The sequence below is a fragment of the Rheinheimera sp. 4Y26 genome (assembly GCF_025245835.1).
In the GTDB taxonomy this organism is placed as follows: domain Bacteria; phylum Pseudomonadota; class Gammaproteobacteria; order Enterobacterales; family Alteromonadaceae; genus Pararheinheimera.
Genome location: NZ_JAOBWS010000002.1, coordinates 296169 through 313949 on the forward strand (window position 1 = coordinate 296169; position 17781 = coordinate 313949).

The 17781-nt window shown below is 50.3% G+C and carries 15 protein-coding genes; 13 read left to right on the plus strand and 2 right to left on the minus strand.

Going from position 1 to position 17781, the window contains the following annotated elements; translation table 11 throughout:
* The first annotated feature begins 25 nt into the window (after positions 1-25).
* The 10 genes from N3Z11_RS05180 (at position 26) to acpS (ending at position 8664) form a co-directional block, all read left to right on the plus strand.
* The gene (locus N3Z11_RS05180) at positions 26-679 is read left to right on the plus strand and encodes a sigma-E factor negative regulatory protein (RefSeq protein WP_260656092.1); all 654 of its coding nucleotides are present in this window, start codon (positions 26-28) and stop codon (positions 677-679) included.
* 2 nt (positions 680-681) lie between these two features.
* Entirely contained in the window at positions 682-1629 is a 948-nt protein-coding gene (locus N3Z11_RS05185; RefSeq protein ID WP_260656093.1) for a MucB/RseB C-terminal domain-containing protein, read from the plus strand.
* A 45-nt stretch (positions 1630-1674) separates the two neighbouring features.
* Positions 1675-2139, plus strand: coding sequence for a SoxR reducing system RseC family protein (locus N3Z11_RS05190; RefSeq protein WP_260656094.1), 465 nt, complete (start codon positions 1675-1677; stop codon positions 2137-2139).
* Between the two features lie 193 nt (positions 2140-2332).
* Positions 2333-4132, plus strand: a complete 1800-nt coding sequence (gene lepA / locus N3Z11_RS05195; RefSeq protein ID WP_409566851.1) for a translation elongation factor 4 — start codon at positions 2333-2335, stop codon at positions 4130-4132.
* Between the two features lie 146 nt (positions 4133-4278).
* Entirely contained in the window at positions 4279-5202 is a 924-nt protein-coding gene (gene lepB, locus N3Z11_RS05200) for a signal peptidase I (RefSeq protein ID WP_260656095.1), read from the plus strand.
* Between the two features lie 8 nt (positions 5203-5210).
* Positions 5211-5885, plus strand: a complete 675-nt coding sequence (gene rnc, locus N3Z11_RS05205; RefSeq protein WP_260656096.1) for a ribonuclease III — start codon at positions 5211-5213, stop codon at positions 5883-5885.
* Positions 5875-6792, plus strand: coding sequence for a GTPase Era (gene era / locus N3Z11_RS05210; RefSeq protein ID WP_260656097.1), 918 nt, complete (start codon positions 5875-5877; stop codon positions 6790-6792). The genes rnc and era overlap by 11 nt, the downstream gene beginning before the upstream one ends.
* Positions 6792-7505: a DNA repair protein RecO gene (locus N3Z11_RS05215; RefSeq protein WP_260656098.1), complete on the plus strand. Its 714-nt coding sequence runs from the start codon at positions 6792-6794 to the stop codon at positions 7503-7505. Before era ends, N3Z11_RS05215 begins: the two co-directional genes overlap by 1 nt.
* 50 nt (positions 7506-7555) lie before the next feature.
* Complete coding sequence (gene pdxJ / locus N3Z11_RS05220; RefSeq protein WP_260656099.1) at positions 7556-8287, plus strand: pyridoxine 5'-phosphate synthase; 732 nt, start codon at positions 7556-7558, stop codon at positions 8285-8287.
* The gene (gene acpS / locus N3Z11_RS05225) at positions 8287-8664 is read left to right on the plus strand and encodes a holo-ACP synthase (protein WP_260656100.1); all 378 of its coding nucleotides are present in this window, start codon (positions 8287-8289) and stop codon (positions 8662-8664) included. The genes pdxJ and acpS overlap by 1 nt, the downstream gene beginning before the upstream one ends.
* A 150-nt stretch (positions 8665-8814) precedes the next feature.
* Here the strand turns inward: acpS and N3Z11_RS05230 are convergent, their stop codons facing one another.
* Together N3Z11_RS05230 and barA are read right to left on the minus strand one after the other, a co-directional pair.
* Complete coding sequence (locus tag N3Z11_RS05230; protein ID WP_260656101.1) at positions 8815-10344, minus strand: leucyl aminopeptidase; 1530 nt, start codon at positions 10342-10344, stop codon at positions 8815-8817.
* 140 nt (positions 10345-10484) lie between these two features.
* The gene (gene barA / locus N3Z11_RS05235) at positions 10485-13235 is read right to left on the minus strand and encodes a two-component sensor histidine kinase BarA (protein ID WP_260656102.1); all 2751 of its coding nucleotides are present in this window, start codon (positions 13233-13235) and stop codon (positions 10485-10487) included.
* Between the two features lie 123 nt (positions 13236-13358).
* Between barA and rlmD the strand changes: the two genes are divergently transcribed.
* From rlmD to mazG, 3 genes are read left to right on the plus strand one after another with little or no spacing between them, the layout of a single operon-like run.
* Complete coding sequence (gene rlmD / locus N3Z11_RS05240) at positions 13359-14687, plus strand: 23S rRNA (uracil(1939)-C(5))-methyltransferase RlmD (RefSeq protein ID WP_260656103.1); 1329 nt, start codon at positions 13359-13361, stop codon at positions 14685-14687.
* A 3-nt stretch (positions 14688-14690) separates the two neighbouring features.
* The gene (gene relA, locus N3Z11_RS05245; RefSeq protein ID WP_260656104.1) at positions 14691-16883 is read left to right on the plus strand and encodes a GTP diphosphokinase; all 2193 of its coding nucleotides are present in this window, start codon (positions 14691-14693) and stop codon (positions 16881-16883) included.
* Between the two features lie 56 nt (positions 16884-16939).
* Entirely contained in the window at positions 16940-17737 is a 798-nt protein-coding gene (mazG, locus tag N3Z11_RS05250) for a nucleoside triphosphate pyrophosphohydrolase (RefSeq protein WP_260656105.1), read from the plus strand.
* Positions 17738-17781: the final 44 nt, after the last annotated feature.

The following is a 17781-nucleotide window of genomic DNA, read 5'->3' on the forward strand; positions in this document are numbered from 1 at the left end:
CCTATGAACAAAGACAGGATTATGTATGTCGTCTGAAAAACAAGATTGGCTATCTGCCGCCAGTGATAATCAAGGCATCAGTGCGCAACAGCTCGACTCTTTGTTACAAGATCCCGACCTGCAGCAGCAGTGGCTGCGTTATCAGATGATAGGCAATGTGATCCGCAACGAATTACCTGCTCAGGTTGACCTGCAGTTTGCTGATAACTTTGCTTTATTGCTGGAAAATGAAGAAAGCCATCAGCTACAGCCGGAAGCTGAGTTGCAACTGGCAGCTGTTGCTGCAACATCCCGTTTTGGTAAATTTAAATCAGCGGCCAATATGCCCTGGATAAAAACCATGTTGCAGGGTGCTATTGCTGCCAGTGTAGCCATAGTGGCTGTAGTGGGCGTGCAACAAAGTCAGAAATCGCCGGATGAAGCTTTAACTTCACCATTACCGGTATTACAAACCCGTCCTATCGGCGGTGTGGCAACGCCGGTTAGTTTAAGTCAGAGTTCAGTGGATTCCCGTTTTGCCGCCCAGCAACAACAATTGCAGCTGGAGCAACAGCGCCGCTTGCAGGAGCTGATGCAGGCACGGCAGCAGCAAATCCGCTTACTTGAACAAACTGCACAGCAGCAACAAAAAAATCAGCAAACCCAACCTGTTGTTGAGCAACCACCACGCGGACAATAGCCATGCCTGTGTTGTTGCTGTTGTTAAGCTGTCTGTTGCTGAGTCTGTCAGCAGCAGCCAGCAATGATGGCTGGTTGCAGTTTGAACGCAGCCAGCAAGCGGTTAAAAAATTCAACTTTGATGTGACCTTTGTGCAGATGCGCAGTAACCAGCTGAATACTTTCCGCTGGTTACACGGGGTGCATCAGGCCGCCGGCAGTCTGCCGGTGCAAACCGAACTTGAGCAGCTCATCCCGCAAGACCTGGCCGGCACTGACACTTTCAGACGCAATGACAGGGTGTATTATTCATCCCCGGGTAATTCGCTGCTGGTCACTGTCAATCAATCGATTAAAGAGCTGCCGGCCATATTGTTCCAGTCACAAAACAATATTATGAAACTGTACGATGCTGTGCTTGGCAGCAGCACTTCGTTGTCGGGCCGCACCGCTCAATTGCTCAGGCTTACCGCCTTTAACAATGGCCGTTTCAGCTACTGGCTGTGGCTGGATGGTGAAACAGGCTTTCCACTGCGGGTGGATACTGTTGATCAAAACAACGAAGTGCTGGAACGCTGGATGGTGGTGCATATGCAGCTTAAACCCAGTCTGCCTCAAGAATTAATGGGTTTACTCAGTGCTGATTTACCGACTGAACCCTTGCAGTTACCGCAGAATGAACCCCAGCAGCAGGTTAATTTTCAGCTTGGCTGGTTACCCGATGGTTATCAGCTGGTATTACAGCAACAGACGCCAATAGCATCCAATAATACGGTGTTAGCTTCCTGGCTGTTAACCGATGGTTTGCATCAGATCTCAGTCTTTGTGCAGCCGACTGCGGGTTTACCTGCCCAGGCTTTTCGTGATGGGGCAACCACTTTATTGGTACAACCCAAGCAAAATATTGATGTCACAGTGATTGGCCCGCTGGATGTGGCTGTTGCCAACCGGCTGGCAGATTCCGTTCGTTAAACAGCACAGCTATAATGGCCGCTTTATTGTCACAGGCACAGCAAGATGGTTGAAGAGATAGCCACAGTAGTTCAGACAGATGCACAGGGAGTCTGGTTAGAAACCAGAGTGCAGAGCAGTTGTCAGGCTTGCAGTGCCAACGATAGCTGCACCAGTGGTGTGGTGGCCAAACATCTGACCAATCGCCAATATCGTTTTTTTCTGCCTTATCCGCCAGAGTTACAACATAAGGAATTATTGCCTGGCCAACAGGTGCGGATTGGCCTTCATGAAGGCGTACTGCTGAAATCTGCCCTTGTGGTTTACCTGTTACCACTGTTGTTATTTATTGCGGCGGTGTTTTTGATGTTCTGGGCAGAGGCAGGCGAGGGCTGGCAATTGTGTGCTGGTATTGTGGCTGCTCTGCCGGGTTATTATCTGGCTCGTCGTTTTGGTGTGCAGCAAGGTGGTGCCGAACAACAGGTTGAGTTATTGGCTGTATTGCCGACTCTGGCAGTGCAGCAGCAATAAATGTGGCAATAACAGCGTTGCAATTTCCTTTGCTGCGGCGAAAACCCCCACTGGCGCGAAAGCCCAAGAACACATAGCAACCTCGCAGCAAATCAAGTACAATTCGCGGCAATTTTAATCTGTCGTCCGCCAGTGCACGATGTTTTCACGTCGGTGCCGTGCGGCCAACCAGCTCAGTTTTATATTGGAAAAAATGGCAAAAATATCTCATATCCGCAATTTCTCCGTCATTGCTCACATTGACCATGGCAAATCAACCTTGTCTGACCGGCTGATCCAGTTTTGTGGTGGTTTGTCTGATCGGGAAATGCAGGAACAGGTGCTGGATTCGATGGATCTGGAGCGTGAACGTGGTATCACCATCAAAGCGCAAAGTGTGACGCTGAACTACAAAGCGAAAGATGGTGAAACTTATCAGCTGAACTTTATCGACACACCGGGTCACGTTGACTTTACCTATGAAGTCAGCCGTTCTTTAGCGGCCTGCGAAGGTGCTTTATTGGTGGTGGACGCCGGTCAGGGTGTTGAAGCTCAAACAGTTGCCAACTGTTATACCGCGCTGGAAATGAACCTGGAAGTATTGCCGGTTCTGAACAAAATTGACTTGCCACAGGCCGAGCCTGAGCGTGTTGCTGAAGAAATTGAAGACATTATTGGTATCGAAGCCGTGGGTGCTGTGCAGTGTTCTGCCAAAACCGGTTTAGGTATTGAAGATGTGCTGGAAACCATCGTCAAGGGTATCCCTTGCCCTGAAGGTGACGTTGATGCGCCAACACAAGCGCTGATCATCGACTCCTGGTTTGACCCATACCAGGGTGTTGTGTCTTTGGTACGTGTTAAACACGGTAAAATTCAGGCCAAAGACAAAATTAAAATTATGTCGAGCGGCGCTGTGTACGAAGTAGATAAGGTGGGTATTTTTACGCCAAAAGCAAAAAATACCGGCATTTTAAGTACAGGCGAAGTAGGTTTTGTCATTGCCGGTATTAAAGAAATTAAAGGTGCGCCTGTTGGTGATACCTTAACGCTGGCAAAAAATTCAGCCACCGAACCTTTACCAGGCTTTAAACGCATTAAACCTCAGGTGTATGCCGGTGTGTATCCGGTGTCGTCAGACGACTATGAAGATTTCCGTGATGCGCTGGAAAAACTCAGCTTAAACGACTCATCACTGTTTTATGAACCAGAAAGCTCCAGCGCTTTAGGTTTTGGTTTCCGTATTGGTTTCCTTGGTATGTTACATATGGAAATCATTCAGGAAAGGTTAGAGCGTGAATACGATCTGGACCTGATTACCACAGCACCCACAGTAGTGTATGAAGTTGTCACCAAAGCCGGTGAAACCGTGATGGTTGATAACCCAAGCGACTTACCGCCTGTTGGCAATATTGACGAAATCCGTGAGCCTATTGTTGAAGCCCATATTCTGGTGCCGCAGGAATACTTAGGTAACGTGATTAACCTTTGTATTGAAAAACGCGGTGTGCAAATCAATATGACGTACCACGGTCGTCAGGTGGCAGTGGTGTATGAACTGCCGATGGCGGAAGTGGTAATGGACTTCTTTGACCGGTTAAAATCAACCAGCCGTGGTTATGCTTCTTTGGATTATGCGTTTAAACGTTTCCAAACCTCTGACATGTCACGGGTGGATATTCTGATCAATGGTGAAAGAGTGGATGCGCTGGCGATTATCAGCCACCGTGATTTTGCGCAAAGCCGTGGCCGTGATCTGGCAGAAAAACTCAAAGAGCTGATCCCACGCCAGATGTTTGATATCGCCATTCAGGCGGCCATTGGCAGTCATATTATTGCCCGTACCACGGTAAAACAATTACGTAAAAACGTATTGGCCAAGTGTTATGGCGGTGACGTTAGCCGGAAGAAAAAGCTGTTACAAAAACAAAAAGAAGGTAAAAAGCGCATGAAGCAAGTGGGCAACGTTGAAGTGCCACAAGAAGCGTTTTTAGCCATTCTGAAAGTAGGCAAATAGCCTGCATTTCTGTGATTGCGGCGCTGTGTTATCAGCGCCGCAGTTGTTACAGCTGGTAACAATATATAGTGCAATAGCAGCAGCAACAGCACAAAGTTCAGCGGTAAGCTGACACATCAGATACAGCAACGAGGATTGGATTTTTCATGGCAGGTTATTTTGCAATATTTTTAGTGGCATTAACGGTCGGCAGCGGGTTAATTTGGTTGTTTGATGCTTTAGTGCTGGCGCCTAAACGCAAAATGAAACTGGCGCAGGCCGAAGCTGCAGCCGGCACCGCCTTGTCAGAGGAAGTGAAACAACAAATTGCGCCTCAGTCTTATATTGCTGAAACTGCCCAGTCGATTTTCCCGCTGATTGCAGTGATTACGATTTTCCGTTCTTTTTTGTACGAGCCATTTCAAATTCCATCCGGCTCTATGATGCCAACCCTGCTGGTCGGTGATTTTATTCTGGTGGAAAAATACTCTTACGATGTTAAAGACCCTATCTGGCGCACCACCTTAATTCAGACCGGTAAACCTGAACATGGTGATGTGGCGGTATTTAAATACCCTGAGCAGCCAAATGTGGATTACATCAAGCGTATTATTGGTTTGCCGGGCGATCGTATTGTTTATAAAAACAAACAGTTATATATCCAAAAAGCCTGTGACAAAAATCTGAATCAGCCATGCCCTGTGCTGGAGCCGATGCATCAGGAATTACAGTCGGAAGGTGAATTTTTCTTAGGCCCTTATCCACTGAAACGTTTTACTGAACAAGGCCCAACCAAACAATATGACATTCTGCAAAATGCCATGTTGCCTGAGCCTATTCACAATTATTACCGTCAGCCTGGTACAGAAACCACAGAGTTTGTGGTGCCAGCCGGCCATTATTTTGCCATGGGCGACAACCGTGATAACAGCCGCGATAGCCGGTTCTGGGGTTTTGTGCCAGAGCAGAATCTGGTCGGCAAAGCGGTGTTTAAGTGGATGAGTTTTGAATTTAATGATGATCCGAACAGTGCTATTCCTGGCTGGGTGCCTGTTGGTATCCGCTTTGAACGTTTAGGCCGGATTGAATAAGGGTAGGCATGCAAGTTTCTTTAGCGCCATTACAACGACGGTTGGGTTACCAGTTTGTGCAGCCTGAGCTGCTGGAACAAGCGCTGACGCACCGCAGCTGTAAAGGCAAACATAACGAACGACTGGAGTTTTTGGGTGATGCCATTTTAAGTTTTGTCATCGCCGAAGCGCTGTATCAGAATTTCCCGAAAACGCGGGAAGGGGATTTAACCCGGATGCGTGCATCTCTGGTCAAAGGGGTCACCCTGGCTGAGATAGCCAAAGAGTTGCAGTTGTCGGACTTTTTACGCTTAGGGCCAGGCGAGTTAAAAAGCGGTGGTTTTCGCCGTGAATCAATTCTCGCCGATGCCGTTGAAGCCATTTTAGGCGCCATTTATTTAGATGGCGGCGCCCAGCCTTGCAAAGAACGGATCCTGGCCTGGTTTGGTTCGCGCCTGACGGTGATTGAACCCGGCGTACAAAAAGATTCCAAAACCAAACTGCAGGAATATCTGCAGGGCCGCAAAATGGCGTTACCCCAATACGAAGTGATTGAAGTAATGGGAGAAGCCCATGATCAAACCTTCACCGTAAAATGTACAGTGGCTGGCATGCAGCCTATTATTGCCAGTGGCAGCTCACGCCGTAAGGCAGAGCAGGACTGCGCGAACCTGGTGTTGGAACAGCTTACCCATGACAAATAATATTCCTGAAACCGCCGGCGAAACTTTTGCCGGTTTAGTGGCTATTGTTGGCCGTCCGAATGTGGGTAAATCCACTTTGCTCAATCAGCTGATTGGCCAAAAAGTCAGTATCACCTCAAAAAAACCACAAACCACCCGCCATCGTATTGTTGGCATTGACACTGTAGGTCAATACCAGACGGTGTATGTTGATACCCCAGGCCTGCATAGCGAAGAAAAACGTGCTATTAACCGCCTGATGAACAAAGCGGCCGCCAGTTCAATTCTGGACGTAGAGCTGGTGATTTTTGTGGTAGAAGGTACCCGCTGGCTGGAAGACGATCAGATGGTGTTGAACCGGTTAATTGCCGCCAATAAACCTGTAATTCTGGTGGTGAATAAAGTGGATCTTTACAAAGACAAAGAAGAGTTATTGCCGCATTTACAGTGGCTTGGCACGCAGTTGTCTTTTGTCGAAATAGTGCCGCTTTCGGCGGAAAAAGGCACCAATGTGGCCGCGCTGCGTGACATAGTGCACAAACACCTGCCGCCTTGTGAGTTTTTCTTCCCGGAAGATTACATTACCGACCGCTCCCAACGTTTTATGGCGTCGGAAATTGTACGCGAAAAGCTGATGCGCTTTTTGGGTGACGAACTGCCGTATTCGGTGACGGTAGAAATTGAGCGTTTTAAGTGGGAAGAAAAACACTACCACATCGCTGCGCTTATTCTGGTGGAACGCGACACGCAAAAACGTATGGTGATAGGCAAAGCCGGTGAGCGGATCAAAACCATCGCCTCGGAAGCCCGTAAAGATATGGAAGAACTGTTTGAACAACCGGTGTTTTTACAAATGTGGGTTAAGGTTAAATCTGGCTGGGCCGACGACGAGCGGGCGCTGCGCAGCTTAGGTTATGGCGAAGATTAATGACCACTGGCTTTAGTCCGGCTTACCTGCTGCACAGCAGAGCCTTTCGGGACGACAAGCTGTTATTGGATTTATTGTTACCTGAACAAGGGCGTTTGCGTGCAGTGGCACGCCGGCCCGGTAAAAAACAAGGCGGGCGCAGCAATTGGCCCGCTTTTGCATTATTGGCGGTGCAACTGACCGGCCGGGGTGAATTAAAAACAGTACGCGCATTGGAAGAGCAACAGCCAGCGCTGCAGTTTCAGGGTGACTTTTTATTTAGTGCCATGTACATCAACGAGCTGCTGTGCCGGATTTGGCCACAGGATGTGGCCAGCGAGCATTTGTTTGCCCTGTATCAGCAAAGTTTATTGGATTTAGCCGCAGCTCAGCCGCATCCGGGGCTGCTACAGCCGGTTTTGCGCCGCTTTGAGCTGATGCTGCTTGCCGAACTCGGTGTGCCGGTTGACTTTGCGTTTGATGCGCAGCAGCAACCGCTGGCTGTTGATGGTCTTTATCAGTGGCAGGCGGAAGTTGGCTTAGTACGTACTGGTTTTATCGATGCCAACGGCAGGCAGCATGGTGTGGGTTGGCCGGGTGACGCTTTAATGGCGATAGAGCGCGGTCAATGGCATGACAAAGCACAGCGCGTCGCCAAACAACTGTGCCGTTATTTATTACAGCCGCTGCTGGGCAATCAACCCCTTGCCAGTCGGGCCCTGTTTAACCGATAGTTTTAACAGTGATGCGGTAGCCATATGGCTGCTGCAACCGGAGACTTGTAATGCAACCCATTTATTTAGGTGTAAATATCGACCACGTAGCCACAGTGCGTCAGGCCCGTGGCAGCCAGTATCCTGAACCAGTGCACGCCGCTTTATTGGCCGAGCAGGCCGGTGCCGACGGCATTACCGTGCATTTACGTGAAGATCGCCGTCATATTCAGGACAGGGACGTGTTTTTATTAAAAGACACTATTCAGACCCGGCTGAATTTTGAAATGGGTGTCACCGATGAAATGCTTGGTATTGCCCGTAAGCTCAAACCGCACTTTTGTTGTTTAGTGCCGGAAAAACGCCAGGAGCTGACCACAGAAGGTGGCCTCGATGTGGCAGGGCATTTTAGCCATATCGAAAAAGCAGTCAAAACCCTGACTGACGACGGCATTCTGGTGTCGTTGTTTATTGACGCTGATCTGGCACAAATTGCCGCTGCCGCTAAAGCGGGTGCACCTTATATTGAAATTCACACCGGTGCTTATGCCGACGCCACATGCCCTAAAGTGCAACTCGCTGAGCTGGAGCGTATCCGCACTGCTGCTGAATATGCCAAATCGCTTGGCATCGTGGTGAACGCCGGCCATGGTTTACACTTTCACAATGTGCAGGCTATTGCTGCTATTCCAGAGATGTATGAGCTGAATATTGGTCATGCACTGATCGCCCGCGCTATTTTTACCGGTTTAGGCCCGGCTGTGACTGAAATGAAAAGGTTAATGGTGGAGGCGCGCCGCTAATGGCTATTGTCGGGCTTGGCACTGATATTGTTGAAATCAGCCGTATTGAGCAAAGTTTACAGCGCTCGCCACGGCTGATTGAACGGGTGCTAACCGAAACCGAAAGAGCAATTTACCTGCAGCATAAACAGCCGGTGCGTTATTTTGCCAAGAGGTTTGCCGCCAAAGAAGCCGCGGCCAAAGCCCTTGGCACCGGCATTGGCCGCGGTATTTCCTTTCAGCATTTTGCTGTCAGCAATGATGAATTTGGCCGGCCGCAGTTGCAGCTGACTGATGCAGCATCGCTGCTTGCGGAAAAACTCGGGGTAAAACACTGTTGGTTGTCGATTAGCGACGAGCAGGCATTTGCCCTGGCGACTGTCGTTTTTGAATCCTGAATTTTTAGTCTGATAACTCAGACGTCAGCAGGCTAAATAGCGTTAAAAAAGCCCTGTGCATTCAAGCTGCACAGGGCTTTTTTTATGTACAGGATGTACGCTGCACCGGCCATGCAGCTGCAACAACCGGTGATGTGAATGTTGTTGCTGTTATGGCTGAGTCAGTGCCCATTCGGTCAGTAACTGCACACCAAAACCTGTGGCGCCTGTGACCTGAACACCTTTGTCGCTGCTGGCCAGCGCATTGCCGGCAATGTCGATATGTGCCCAGGGGGTTTGGCCGACAAACTGCTGCAGAAACCAGGCTGCTGTTGAAGCGCCTGTGGTTTTGCCGGTATTGCGTAAATCAGCTAAGTCACTTTTCATTTCAGCGGCAAACTGTGGACCAAGCGGCAAACGCCACAGCGGCTCATTCACTTTGGCGCCTGCTGCTGTCAGTTGTTGTACCAGCTGCTCATCTTCCGAAAAAAGGCCGGCATAATAACTACCCAGAGCGCCCACTTTAGAGCCTGTCAGGGTGGCGATATCGACCATAGCCCTTGGTTTAAACTGCTGATTGGCATACCAGAGTGCATCGGCCATCACCAGCCGGCCTTCGGCGTCTGTGCTGGTAATTTGTACTGTTAAACCGGCACCGGTTTTAATAATGTCGCCAGGTAACATGGCTTTATCAGAAATCATATTTTCGGCCATTGCCATCAGGGCCACCACGTTCACCGGCGCTTTTTGCAACGCCAGCGTTTTGATGGTGCCAAGGGCGGCAGCGGCGCCAGCCATATCACTGGTCATCCGGACTATCGACTCGCCATCGGTTTTTAAATGATAACCGCCGGTGTCAAATGTAATGCCTTTGCCAATAATGGCGAGCGGCGCTTTGTTACTGTTTTGCCAGTGGGCAATCACCAGACGCGGCGGTCTGTTACTGCCTTTACCCACGGCATAAAGTGCGCCTAAACCGGCTTTTTGCAGTGCTTTTTCATCCAGCACCTGTACCTTCACCCCCAGTTTTTCCAGCTCCAGCGCAGCATCGGCAAAAGTTTGTGGCGTTAAAGCTTCGGCCGGTTCATTGGTCAGATCCCGTGCCAGAAACACACCGCTGCTGAGCGCCTGTGCTTTTTCCAGTGCAACCTGACTTTGTGTCGGGTGCTCTGCGAGCAGATGTACCTGACTCAGTGTTGTAGGGATGTTTTTGCTTTTGTATTTGTCAAAACGGTAGGAGCGCAGCTCCAGCCCCTGGGCAAAAGTGGCGACTTTGGCGGCATCGGCGCTGCTCTGAGTCAGGGCACTGGTGTCGATGCTGGCGGTGTTGCTGTCGTTTTTGCCAAGCACAGCAGCGGCATCGGCGCCAAGTGTAAGAATGTCACTGTGACTGAGCTTGCTGCTGTCGCCAAGCCCGAGCAGCAACAGCCGCTGCGTAGGCGCACTATCTAAACGCAGCTCAAGTTGCGCGCCTTTTTTGCCGGTAAATTTTTCAATTTTGAGCCAGGTTTTGGCCATTGCATCCTGGAGTAGCGGATGTTCGTTTTGTGCCAGGCTTTTTTCTGACACCAACAACAGTTGGGTTTGTACCCCGGCCGGCGTTTTGTCAGTGAAGTTAAATTGCAGCGACGCCAGCGCCTGAGAAGATAACAATGCGCAGCCAACGGCAAACGCACTGGCAGATAAGCGGGTTAGTTTCATAGATGTCCCTGTACTCAATTGGTTGAGAAATAAGTTGACTAATCACTAAGAATAAGATGTTGTGAATAATGCAGATCTGCAGCAGAGATTGCCGCAGATTTTCGTTAAATGGCAGGTGCAGGCTGATAAAGCGCTTAGCCTTACCAGACCCAGCCGGCAGCCTCAGCGAGCAAAGATTGTAATCTGTCCTGCAGTTCAAATAATTCCGGCTCCAGCTGCTCGATGGTTTTGCCGTGTTTCAGTTCAGTTTCAATCAGCTCGGTGAGCTGTTTGATATGAGGCACACCGGTGTAACAGCTGGCGCCGTGCAGTTTATGCACCAGCTGAATTAACGGCTCTACCTGTTTGCTACGCATCAGGCTTTCCATTTCAGTCAGGGTGGCGGGCAGACTGCCCAGTAAAATCTGCAGCAGCTCTTTGGCTAAATCAACTTTACCGGCAGCGCAGCGCAGCGCCAGCTCCCAGTCCAGATGCCGGCTTTTTGGCAGTTCCTGCAGCAATTGTTCCGGGTCGCGCTCTGGGGCCAGGCCGGCATGGGCGCAACATTCTTTTAGCGCAAAATGCAGCATTTGTTCGTCCAGCGGTTTACTTAAAAACTCGCTAAAACCAAGCAGCATCAGGCGTTCACGTTCGCCTTCCAGTGCGTGTGCTGTGACGGCAATAATAGGGGTGGCTTCGTTAATCGAGCTTTGCTGAATACGCTGGCAGGCGGTAATACCGTCCATCACCGGCATATTAATATCCATAAAAATCACATCGTAATGAAATTGTGAGGCTTTTTGCAGCGCTTCAGCGCCGTTGGTGGCGGAATCGATACTTTCCACCAATTCGCCAAGCAAGGCGTTAATCAGTTTCAGGTTGGCTTCGTTGTCGTCAACTGTCAGCACCCGCAGTTTGCTTTTTGGTGGCGCCGGCAGTTTCCCCGGCAGTTCGTGCAGCTGCTGGTAAGGCCGTGCCAGTGCAGCTGCCAGTTTGCGCTGATGGGCAGGTTTGGATAAACAGGCCTGCGCCCCGGTTTGCAGCAGCGCTTCACGTAAGGTGGGGGACAGGGTGTTCACCAGCAGATAAATATAAGAGCAGGACTGATTCAGCTGACGAATCAACTCCACAATCTGATTAACCTGATCCAGCGACACAGCCCGGCCAATAATGGCCATATCATAATGTGATTGACTGGCCAGTGCCTGTTGCACCTGGCTTGGTGTGGCGCAGGACGACACCTGCATGCCCCAGCTGTTCAAAAGCGACAAAGTGGCTTCACGGGAAAACTGCTGCGGTTCAATGTACAACACGGTTTTACCGGCCAGCAGCTGCACCGGCAGCACTTCAGACACAGGCAGTGGATGACGCCGGCAAGACACGGTGAACCAGAAGGTAGAACCCTGATCCGGCTGGCTGTCAAAACCGATACTGCCGCCCATAGCCTCCACCAGCCGCTGGGAAATAAACAAGCCTAAACCTGTACCGCCATAACGCCGGCCTATGCTGCCGTCTGCCTGGGAAAAACCATAAAACAGCTGTTCCTGCTGCTCCTGCGGAATACCGATACCGGTGTCCTGCACCGAAAAGTGCAGCAGGGTTTTATCGTCGTTATATTCACTGCCGCTGACCCTGATCACAATACTGCCATGTTCGGTAAACTTCACTGCATTACCGGCAATGTTCATCAGCACCTGATTAATGCGCAGCGGGTCGCCGATAATGTCATCCGGACAATCCGGGTCAATCAGCAGCGCCAGCTCCAGCTGTTTTTCAAAAGCATTGGCCGCCAAAAGCTCGATTGAATCGTTGACTAAATCGCGCAGTGAAAAAGGCTCAGGGTTAATCGGCATCCGGCCTTCTTCCAGCTTGGCGTAGTCCAATACGTCATTCACTAGGGTCAGCAGGCTGTTGGCCGATTTTTGAATGGTGTTGAGGTAATCCTGCTGATGGTGCGACAGCTGGGTTTTTAACAGCTGGCGGGTAAAACCGATGACGCCGTTCAGTGGTGTACGTAGCTCGTGACTCATTTTGGCGAGGAATTCAGATTTAAGTTTATTGTCTTCCTGCGCTTTACGCCTGGCCATATCCAGCGCCACGTTCTGCATTTCCAGCTGTTCCATGGTGTGGGTTAAGTCGCTGGTGGACTGCTCTATGGTGTGCTGCATTTCATCCTGCAGCTCTTTAAGTTGAGTGGCCAGCTGATTAATGCCAAGGCGCATCTGATCCAGCTCACCAAAATAAGGTTGTTCCAATTTGCTGGCATAACGACCTTCAGCCAGCTTTTCAGTCAGGCTGATCAGTTGCTGCATCGGCGTGGTCAGACGGCCAACCAGCTTTAAACTCAGCGCCAGCCCCACCATCATGCCCAGCAGAATAATCAGCAGCGACACCAGCAAGGAGCTTTGCTGTGCCAGCAATACTTTGTCTTTTTGCAGCTCCAGCAGTACCAGCCCGAGCGCCGGAGACTGTGCTGCCGGACTATCGCTGTCGGTTTGTTCCGGCAACACCGGCACCAGAATAATCAGCTCTTTGCCATCATCGAGAATTTCGCTGTGATCGGGCCAGGGGTGTTCGGCAATCGTTGTCAGCCTGGCAAAGTCTTTGTGATAGTTGGAGGTGACTACCAGCTGGTGCTGGCGGTCAAAAATGGCAATACTTTTTACCAGCGGTGAGTTTTTCCGGTGGCTCAGATTCACCAGCCGTTGCAGCAGGGTTTTGTTGTTGTACAGCAGCGCTTCTTCACTGGCGATGGCCAGCGGTTCGGCAATATTGCTGGCCTGTTCTTCCAGATAATGTTGTACATCCTGGTAACGGGCAAAACTAAAATAGCCACCCAGCCCCAGACTGATGAATAAAGTGGGTACTAAAGTGATCAGCAGAATCCAATCGCGTAAACCAATCTTCGTCATCTTCAGCGCTGCTTGCTACAATGGTCCTTCGAACAGCCATCATGACACAAGCCCGTTAAAAAACCTACCCAAGCCCGACGGGCAACAGGCAGGAAATAAGGCAGCCAAAGGCCAACATTTTTTATGGTAACTATTTATAAATCAAAAGCTAAAGTGCAAAAGGGTCCGCAACATCTGGAGCTGACGATAGAGCGCTGGGACGCTGAAGCACAAGGTATTGCTTTTTCTGACGGTAAAATCTGTTTTGTTGACGGTGTTTTGCCAGGCGAAAGCGTCAAAGTCAAAGTGACAGAACAAAAACCACAATACCTCAAAGCCGAAGTACAAAAAGTACTCAAAGCATCTGAACACCGTATTGCGCCTTTATGCCGTTTTGCCGCCGACTGTGGTGGCTGTCAGTTGCACCATGTCAGTGCAGAAAACGCCCGTTTGCTGAAGCAACAAGCGCTTGATGAACATCTGAAGCATCAGTTCAGGCTTGATGTCCTGCCATGGCAGCCGATGTTAACAGGCCCGGCAACAGGCTACCGGCGTAAAGCCAGAATTGGGGTTTGGTTTGAGAAAAAAACCAATGAATTTGTAGTGGGCTTTCGCCGTAAGGGCGGCAAAGAAATTACCGCCATTGCGGACTGTATGGTGTTAAGCCCGGTGATAGCGCCGGTATTTAAGGTGCTCAGTGGAACCCTGCCCACACTGAAAGCCGGCAACGCCATTACCCATGTTGAAGTGCTGGACGCCGCAGGCAAAGCTTTTGTCGTGGTGCGCCATATCAAAGCACTCTGCGCTGAAGATAAAAATTTGCTACAACAAGCCTGGCCTGAAGCTTGCTGGATAGGCGAAGCACAAAGCGACGAATTTTGTTTCTGGGGCGAGCCACAACAACCGCAGTACCAATTGGCCGAAGGTTTAACCTTAGCCTTTTCACCAACGGATTTTATCCAGGTGAATGAAGCGGTAAATCAGCAAATGGTGACGCAGGCGCTGGACTGGCTGCAGCTGAAAAACACCGACAAAGTGCTGGACTTATATTGTGGTATAGGTAATTTCAGTTTGGCATTAGCAAAGCAGGCGGCACAGGTGGTAGGCTTGGAAGGTGTTGCAACTATGGTTACAACCGCCACTGACAACGCCCGGCGTAACGCTCTGGCGAACCTCAGCTTTGCCCAGGCCGATTTGCATTTAGCCTGGCCTAAAGCGCCGTGGAATCAGAATGTTTATCAAAAAGTGTTGCTGGACCCGGCCAGAGCCGGTGCACTGGGCGCTATTGATGAAGTGGCGCGGTTAAAACCTGATGCTGTGCTGTATGTGTCCTGTAACCCGGTAACTTTTGCCCGGGATGCAAAAGTATTGCTTGGCAAAGGATACAGTTTAAGCAAAATTGGTCTGATGGACATGTTTCCCTATACCAGCCATCTGGAGTTGATGGCGTTGTTTTTGAAAACGAGGCAGTAAGTTATGGTCACGATCCGGCATTCCCACAGCACCGAATACAACCCGGGCGAAACCACCGCCTGGCTCAGTTCGCTTGGTTTGCCGGACAGTAAAATCAGCAGCCTGCTTGAGACCGAACACTGGTTGCAACAACATGGTTTTACTGAAGCCACTTGTCCGCAGGTGCGTACCGGCTGGGAAATGGTGGAAATTCTGGCTGACTTGCGGATGGACAAAGACGCGCTGACCTCAGCCTTATTATTCCCGCTGATTGAAGCCGGAATCTTAAGCTGTGAAGAGCTCGACAATTTATTCCCGCCCGCTGTGCTGATCATGCTGGCGGCCGTCAAGCAAATGGAAGCCATCCGCACTATTCCGGTGGGACCAGGTCAGACGCCAAATCCGCAGCAGGCCGATAACCTGCGTAAAATGCTGCTGACCATGGTTGAAGATGTGCGCGCCGTGGTGATTAAACTGGCCGCACAAATTTGTTATCTGCGTGATGTGAAAAACGCCGATGAAGAAACCCGGGTGCTGGCCGCCAAACAAACCAACGCTATTTTTGCCCCGCTGGCCAACCGGCTTGGTATAGGTCAGCTGAAATGGGAGCTGGAAGATTTAGCTTTTCGTTATCTGCACCCGCAAACCTACAAACAAATTGCCGCCTTGCTGGAAGAAAAACGGCTGGGGCGTGAGCAATATATGCAGGAGTTTGTCGACGCTGTGCGCCAGCGCATGAAAGATGAAAACCTGAATGTAGAAGTGTACGGCCGGCCCAAACATATTTTCAGTATCTGGAAAAAGATGCAGAAAAAACATCTGGCGTTTGACCAGCTGTACGACATTCGCGCTGTGCGGATTGTCACCGAAAAAGTGCAGGACTGTTATGCCGTGCTTGGCATAGTGCATACCTCCTGGCAGCATTTGCCCAAAGAATTTGACGATTATATTGCCACGCCCAAACAGAACGGTTACCAGTCGATTCATACCGTGGTGCTGGGGCCGCAGGGCCGGCCGGTGGAGATTCAGATCCGTACCCGCCAGATGCACGATGACGCCGAATTAGGGGTTGCCGCGCACTGGCGTTATAAAGAAGGCGGTCATGCCGGGCGTGAAGGCGCGCTGGATGAAAAAATTGGCTGGCTGCGCAAAATTCTGGCCTGGCAGGAAGAAGTGGTGGACTCATCTTTGGCCGAAGAGCTGCGCAATCAGGTCACCGAAGACAGAGTTTATGTGTTTACCCCCAAAGGTGACATTGTCGACTTACCACTGGGCTCAACGCCGCTCGACTTTGCCTATTACGTGCATTCAAACGTGGGCCATCGTTGTATAGGCGCGAAAATTTCCGGCCGTATTGTGCCTTTTACCTATCAGCTGAAAACCGGCGATCAGGTAGAAATTTTAACCGGCCGCGAGCCGAACCCAAGCCGCGACTGGCTCAACCCGCATCTGGGTTATTTAAAATCCAGCCGTGCCCGCTCTAAAGTGCAATATTGGTTCCGTCTGCAGGACAGAGATAAAAACTACGCTGCCGGCAAAGAGTTGCTGGAAACCGAATTATCCAGGCTCAACCTGAAAATGGATCAGCCGGTGAAAGTGGTTCAGCACTTTAATGTCAACTCACTGGAAGAGCTGCTGGTGGGTATTGGTGGTGGCGAGATTAAAGTCACCCAGGTGGTGCATTATATTCAGAGCCAGTATGCCAAGGCCTCTCCGCCTGAGATTGACCCCAGATTAAAAACCAAACCGATGGCCACCACGCCGGCAAAAAGTCATGTGGTGGTGCAGGGCGTGGGTAATCTGATGACCCATATGGCCGGTTGTTGTCAGCCGTTACCTGGCGATGCCATTATTGGTTATATCACCCAGGGCCGCGGTATTGCTGTGCACCGGGACGACTGTGAGCAGTTTAAAACCCTGCTGGAACAGCATCCTGAGCGGGTGGTGGAAGCCACCTGGGGCGATCAGTATGCGTCGGGTTATGAAGTGAATATCCGTATAGTGGCGCATGATCGCAACGGTTTATTACGGGATATCACCAGTATTCTGGCCAATGAAAAAGCCAATGTGCTCAGAATGAGCAGTAACTCTGATGTGGCGCGGCAAACGGCCATCATCAATATGACGCTTGAGCTGTATAACCTGGATTCACTGAATAAACTGCTGACCAAAGTCAGTTTGATTGACGATGTGATTGAAGCCAAAAGGTCACAATAATTTTTGTGCTGACACAGGCCCGCCCGCTGGCGGGCCTGCTTATTTGTGGAATTTGTATGTCTCAATCTATTGAACATTTATTGGCCATTATGGCAACACTGCGCCACCCTGAGCAGGGATGTGCCTGGGATAAAGCTCAGACTTTTCAAAGTATTAAACCTTATACCATTGAAGAAGCTTACGAAGTTGCCGACGCCATAGAGCGGGGGGATTTTGCCGATTTAAAAGATGAGCTGGGCGATTTGTTATTTCAGGTGGTGTTTTACAGTCAGATGGCAAGCGAGCAAGGCCTGTTTCAGTTTAACGATTGTGTGGCGGCCATCTGTGACAAACTAACCCGCCGTCATCCGCATATTTTTGCATCTGCTGCCAACTCAACGCCAGGCGTGGCAGACGCCAGCACTGCTTTGCAAAACTGGGAAGCACTAAAAAGTAACGAACGTAAAAAAGCCGGCCTTGAAAGTGTGCTCGACAATGTGCCTAATACCATGCCGGCTTTAAGCCGGGCTTATAAACTGCAAAAACGTTGTGCCACTGTGGGTTTTGACTGGCCTTCGGTTGAGGGTTGCTGGGATAAGGTCAAAGAAGAAATTCTGGAAGTGGAACAAACGCAGCCGGGCAGCCCTGAGCTTGTTGACGAGCTTGGTGATTTAATGTTTGCCATGGTGAACGTGGTGCGAAAACACGGCCTGGACCCTGAAACTGTGCTGCGCCAGGCCAATCACAAGTTTGAACAACGTTTTCGTGCTGTGGAAGCAACACTTGCTGATAGCGCCACGCCGGTAGGGCAAGCCAGCCTGGAGCAAATGGAAGCCGCCTGGCAGCAGGTGAAAATAGCCAGCAAGCTAACATAAGGCGGTGAATACTGCACCGGCCAAAGCGCACGGCGTCAGATAAC

Excerpts from the sequence above, each read along its gene's own strand:
- N3Z11_RS05180 (WP_260656092.1), top strand. The coding sequence starts at position 26 with ATGTCGTCTGAAAAACAAGATTGGCTATCTGCCGCCAGTGATAATCAA.
- N3Z11_RS05185 (WP_260656093.1), top strand. The coding sequence starts at position 682 with ATGCCTGTGTTGTTGCTGTTGTTAAGCTGTCTGTTGCTGAGTCTGTCA.
- N3Z11_RS05190 (WP_260656094.1), top strand. The coding sequence starts at position 1,675 with ATGGTTGAAGAGATAGCCACAGTAGTTCAGACAGATGCACAGGGAGTC.
- lepA (WP_409566851.1), top strand. The coding sequence starts at position 2,333 with ATGGCAAAAATATCTCATATCCGCAATTTCTCCGTCATTGCTCACATT.
- lepB (WP_260656095.1), top strand. The coding sequence starts at position 4,279 with ATGGCAGGTTATTTTGCAATATTTTTAGTGGCATTAACGGTCGGCAGC.
- rnc (WP_260656096.1), top strand. The coding sequence starts at position 5,211 with ATGCAAGTTTCTTTAGCGCCATTACAACGACGGTTGGGTTACCAGTTT.
- era (WP_260656097.1), top strand. The coding sequence starts at position 5,875 with ATGACAAATAATATTCCTGAAACCGCCGGCGAAACTTTTGCCGGTTTA.
- N3Z11_RS05215 (WP_260656098.1), top strand. The coding sequence starts at position 6,792 with ATGACCACTGGCTTTAGTCCGGCTTACCTGCTGCACAGCAGAGCCTTT.
- pdxJ (WP_260656099.1), top strand. The coding sequence starts at position 7,556 with ATGCAACCCATTTATTTAGGTGTAAATATCGACCACGTAGCCACAGTG.
- acpS (WP_260656100.1), top strand. The coding sequence starts at position 8,287 with ATGGCTATTGTCGGGCTTGGCACTGATATTGTTGAAATCAGCCGTATT.
- N3Z11_RS05230 (WP_260656101.1), bottom strand. The coding sequence starts at position 10,344 with ATGAAACTAACCCGCTTATCTGCCAGTGCGTTTGCCGTTGGCTGCGCA.
- barA (WP_260656102.1), bottom strand. The coding sequence starts at position 13,235 with ATGACGAAGATTGGTTTACGCGATTGGATTCTGCTGATCACTTTAGTA.
- rlmD (WP_260656103.1), top strand. The coding sequence starts at position 13,359 with ATGGTAACTATTTATAAATCAAAAGCTAAAGTGCAAAAGGGTCCGCAA.
- relA (WP_260656104.1), top strand. The coding sequence starts at position 14,691 with ATGGTCACGATCCGGCATTCCCACAGCACCGAATACAACCCGGGCGAA.
- mazG (WP_260656105.1), top strand. The coding sequence starts at position 16,940 with ATGTCTCAATCTATTGAACATTTATTGGCCATTATGGCAACACTGCGC.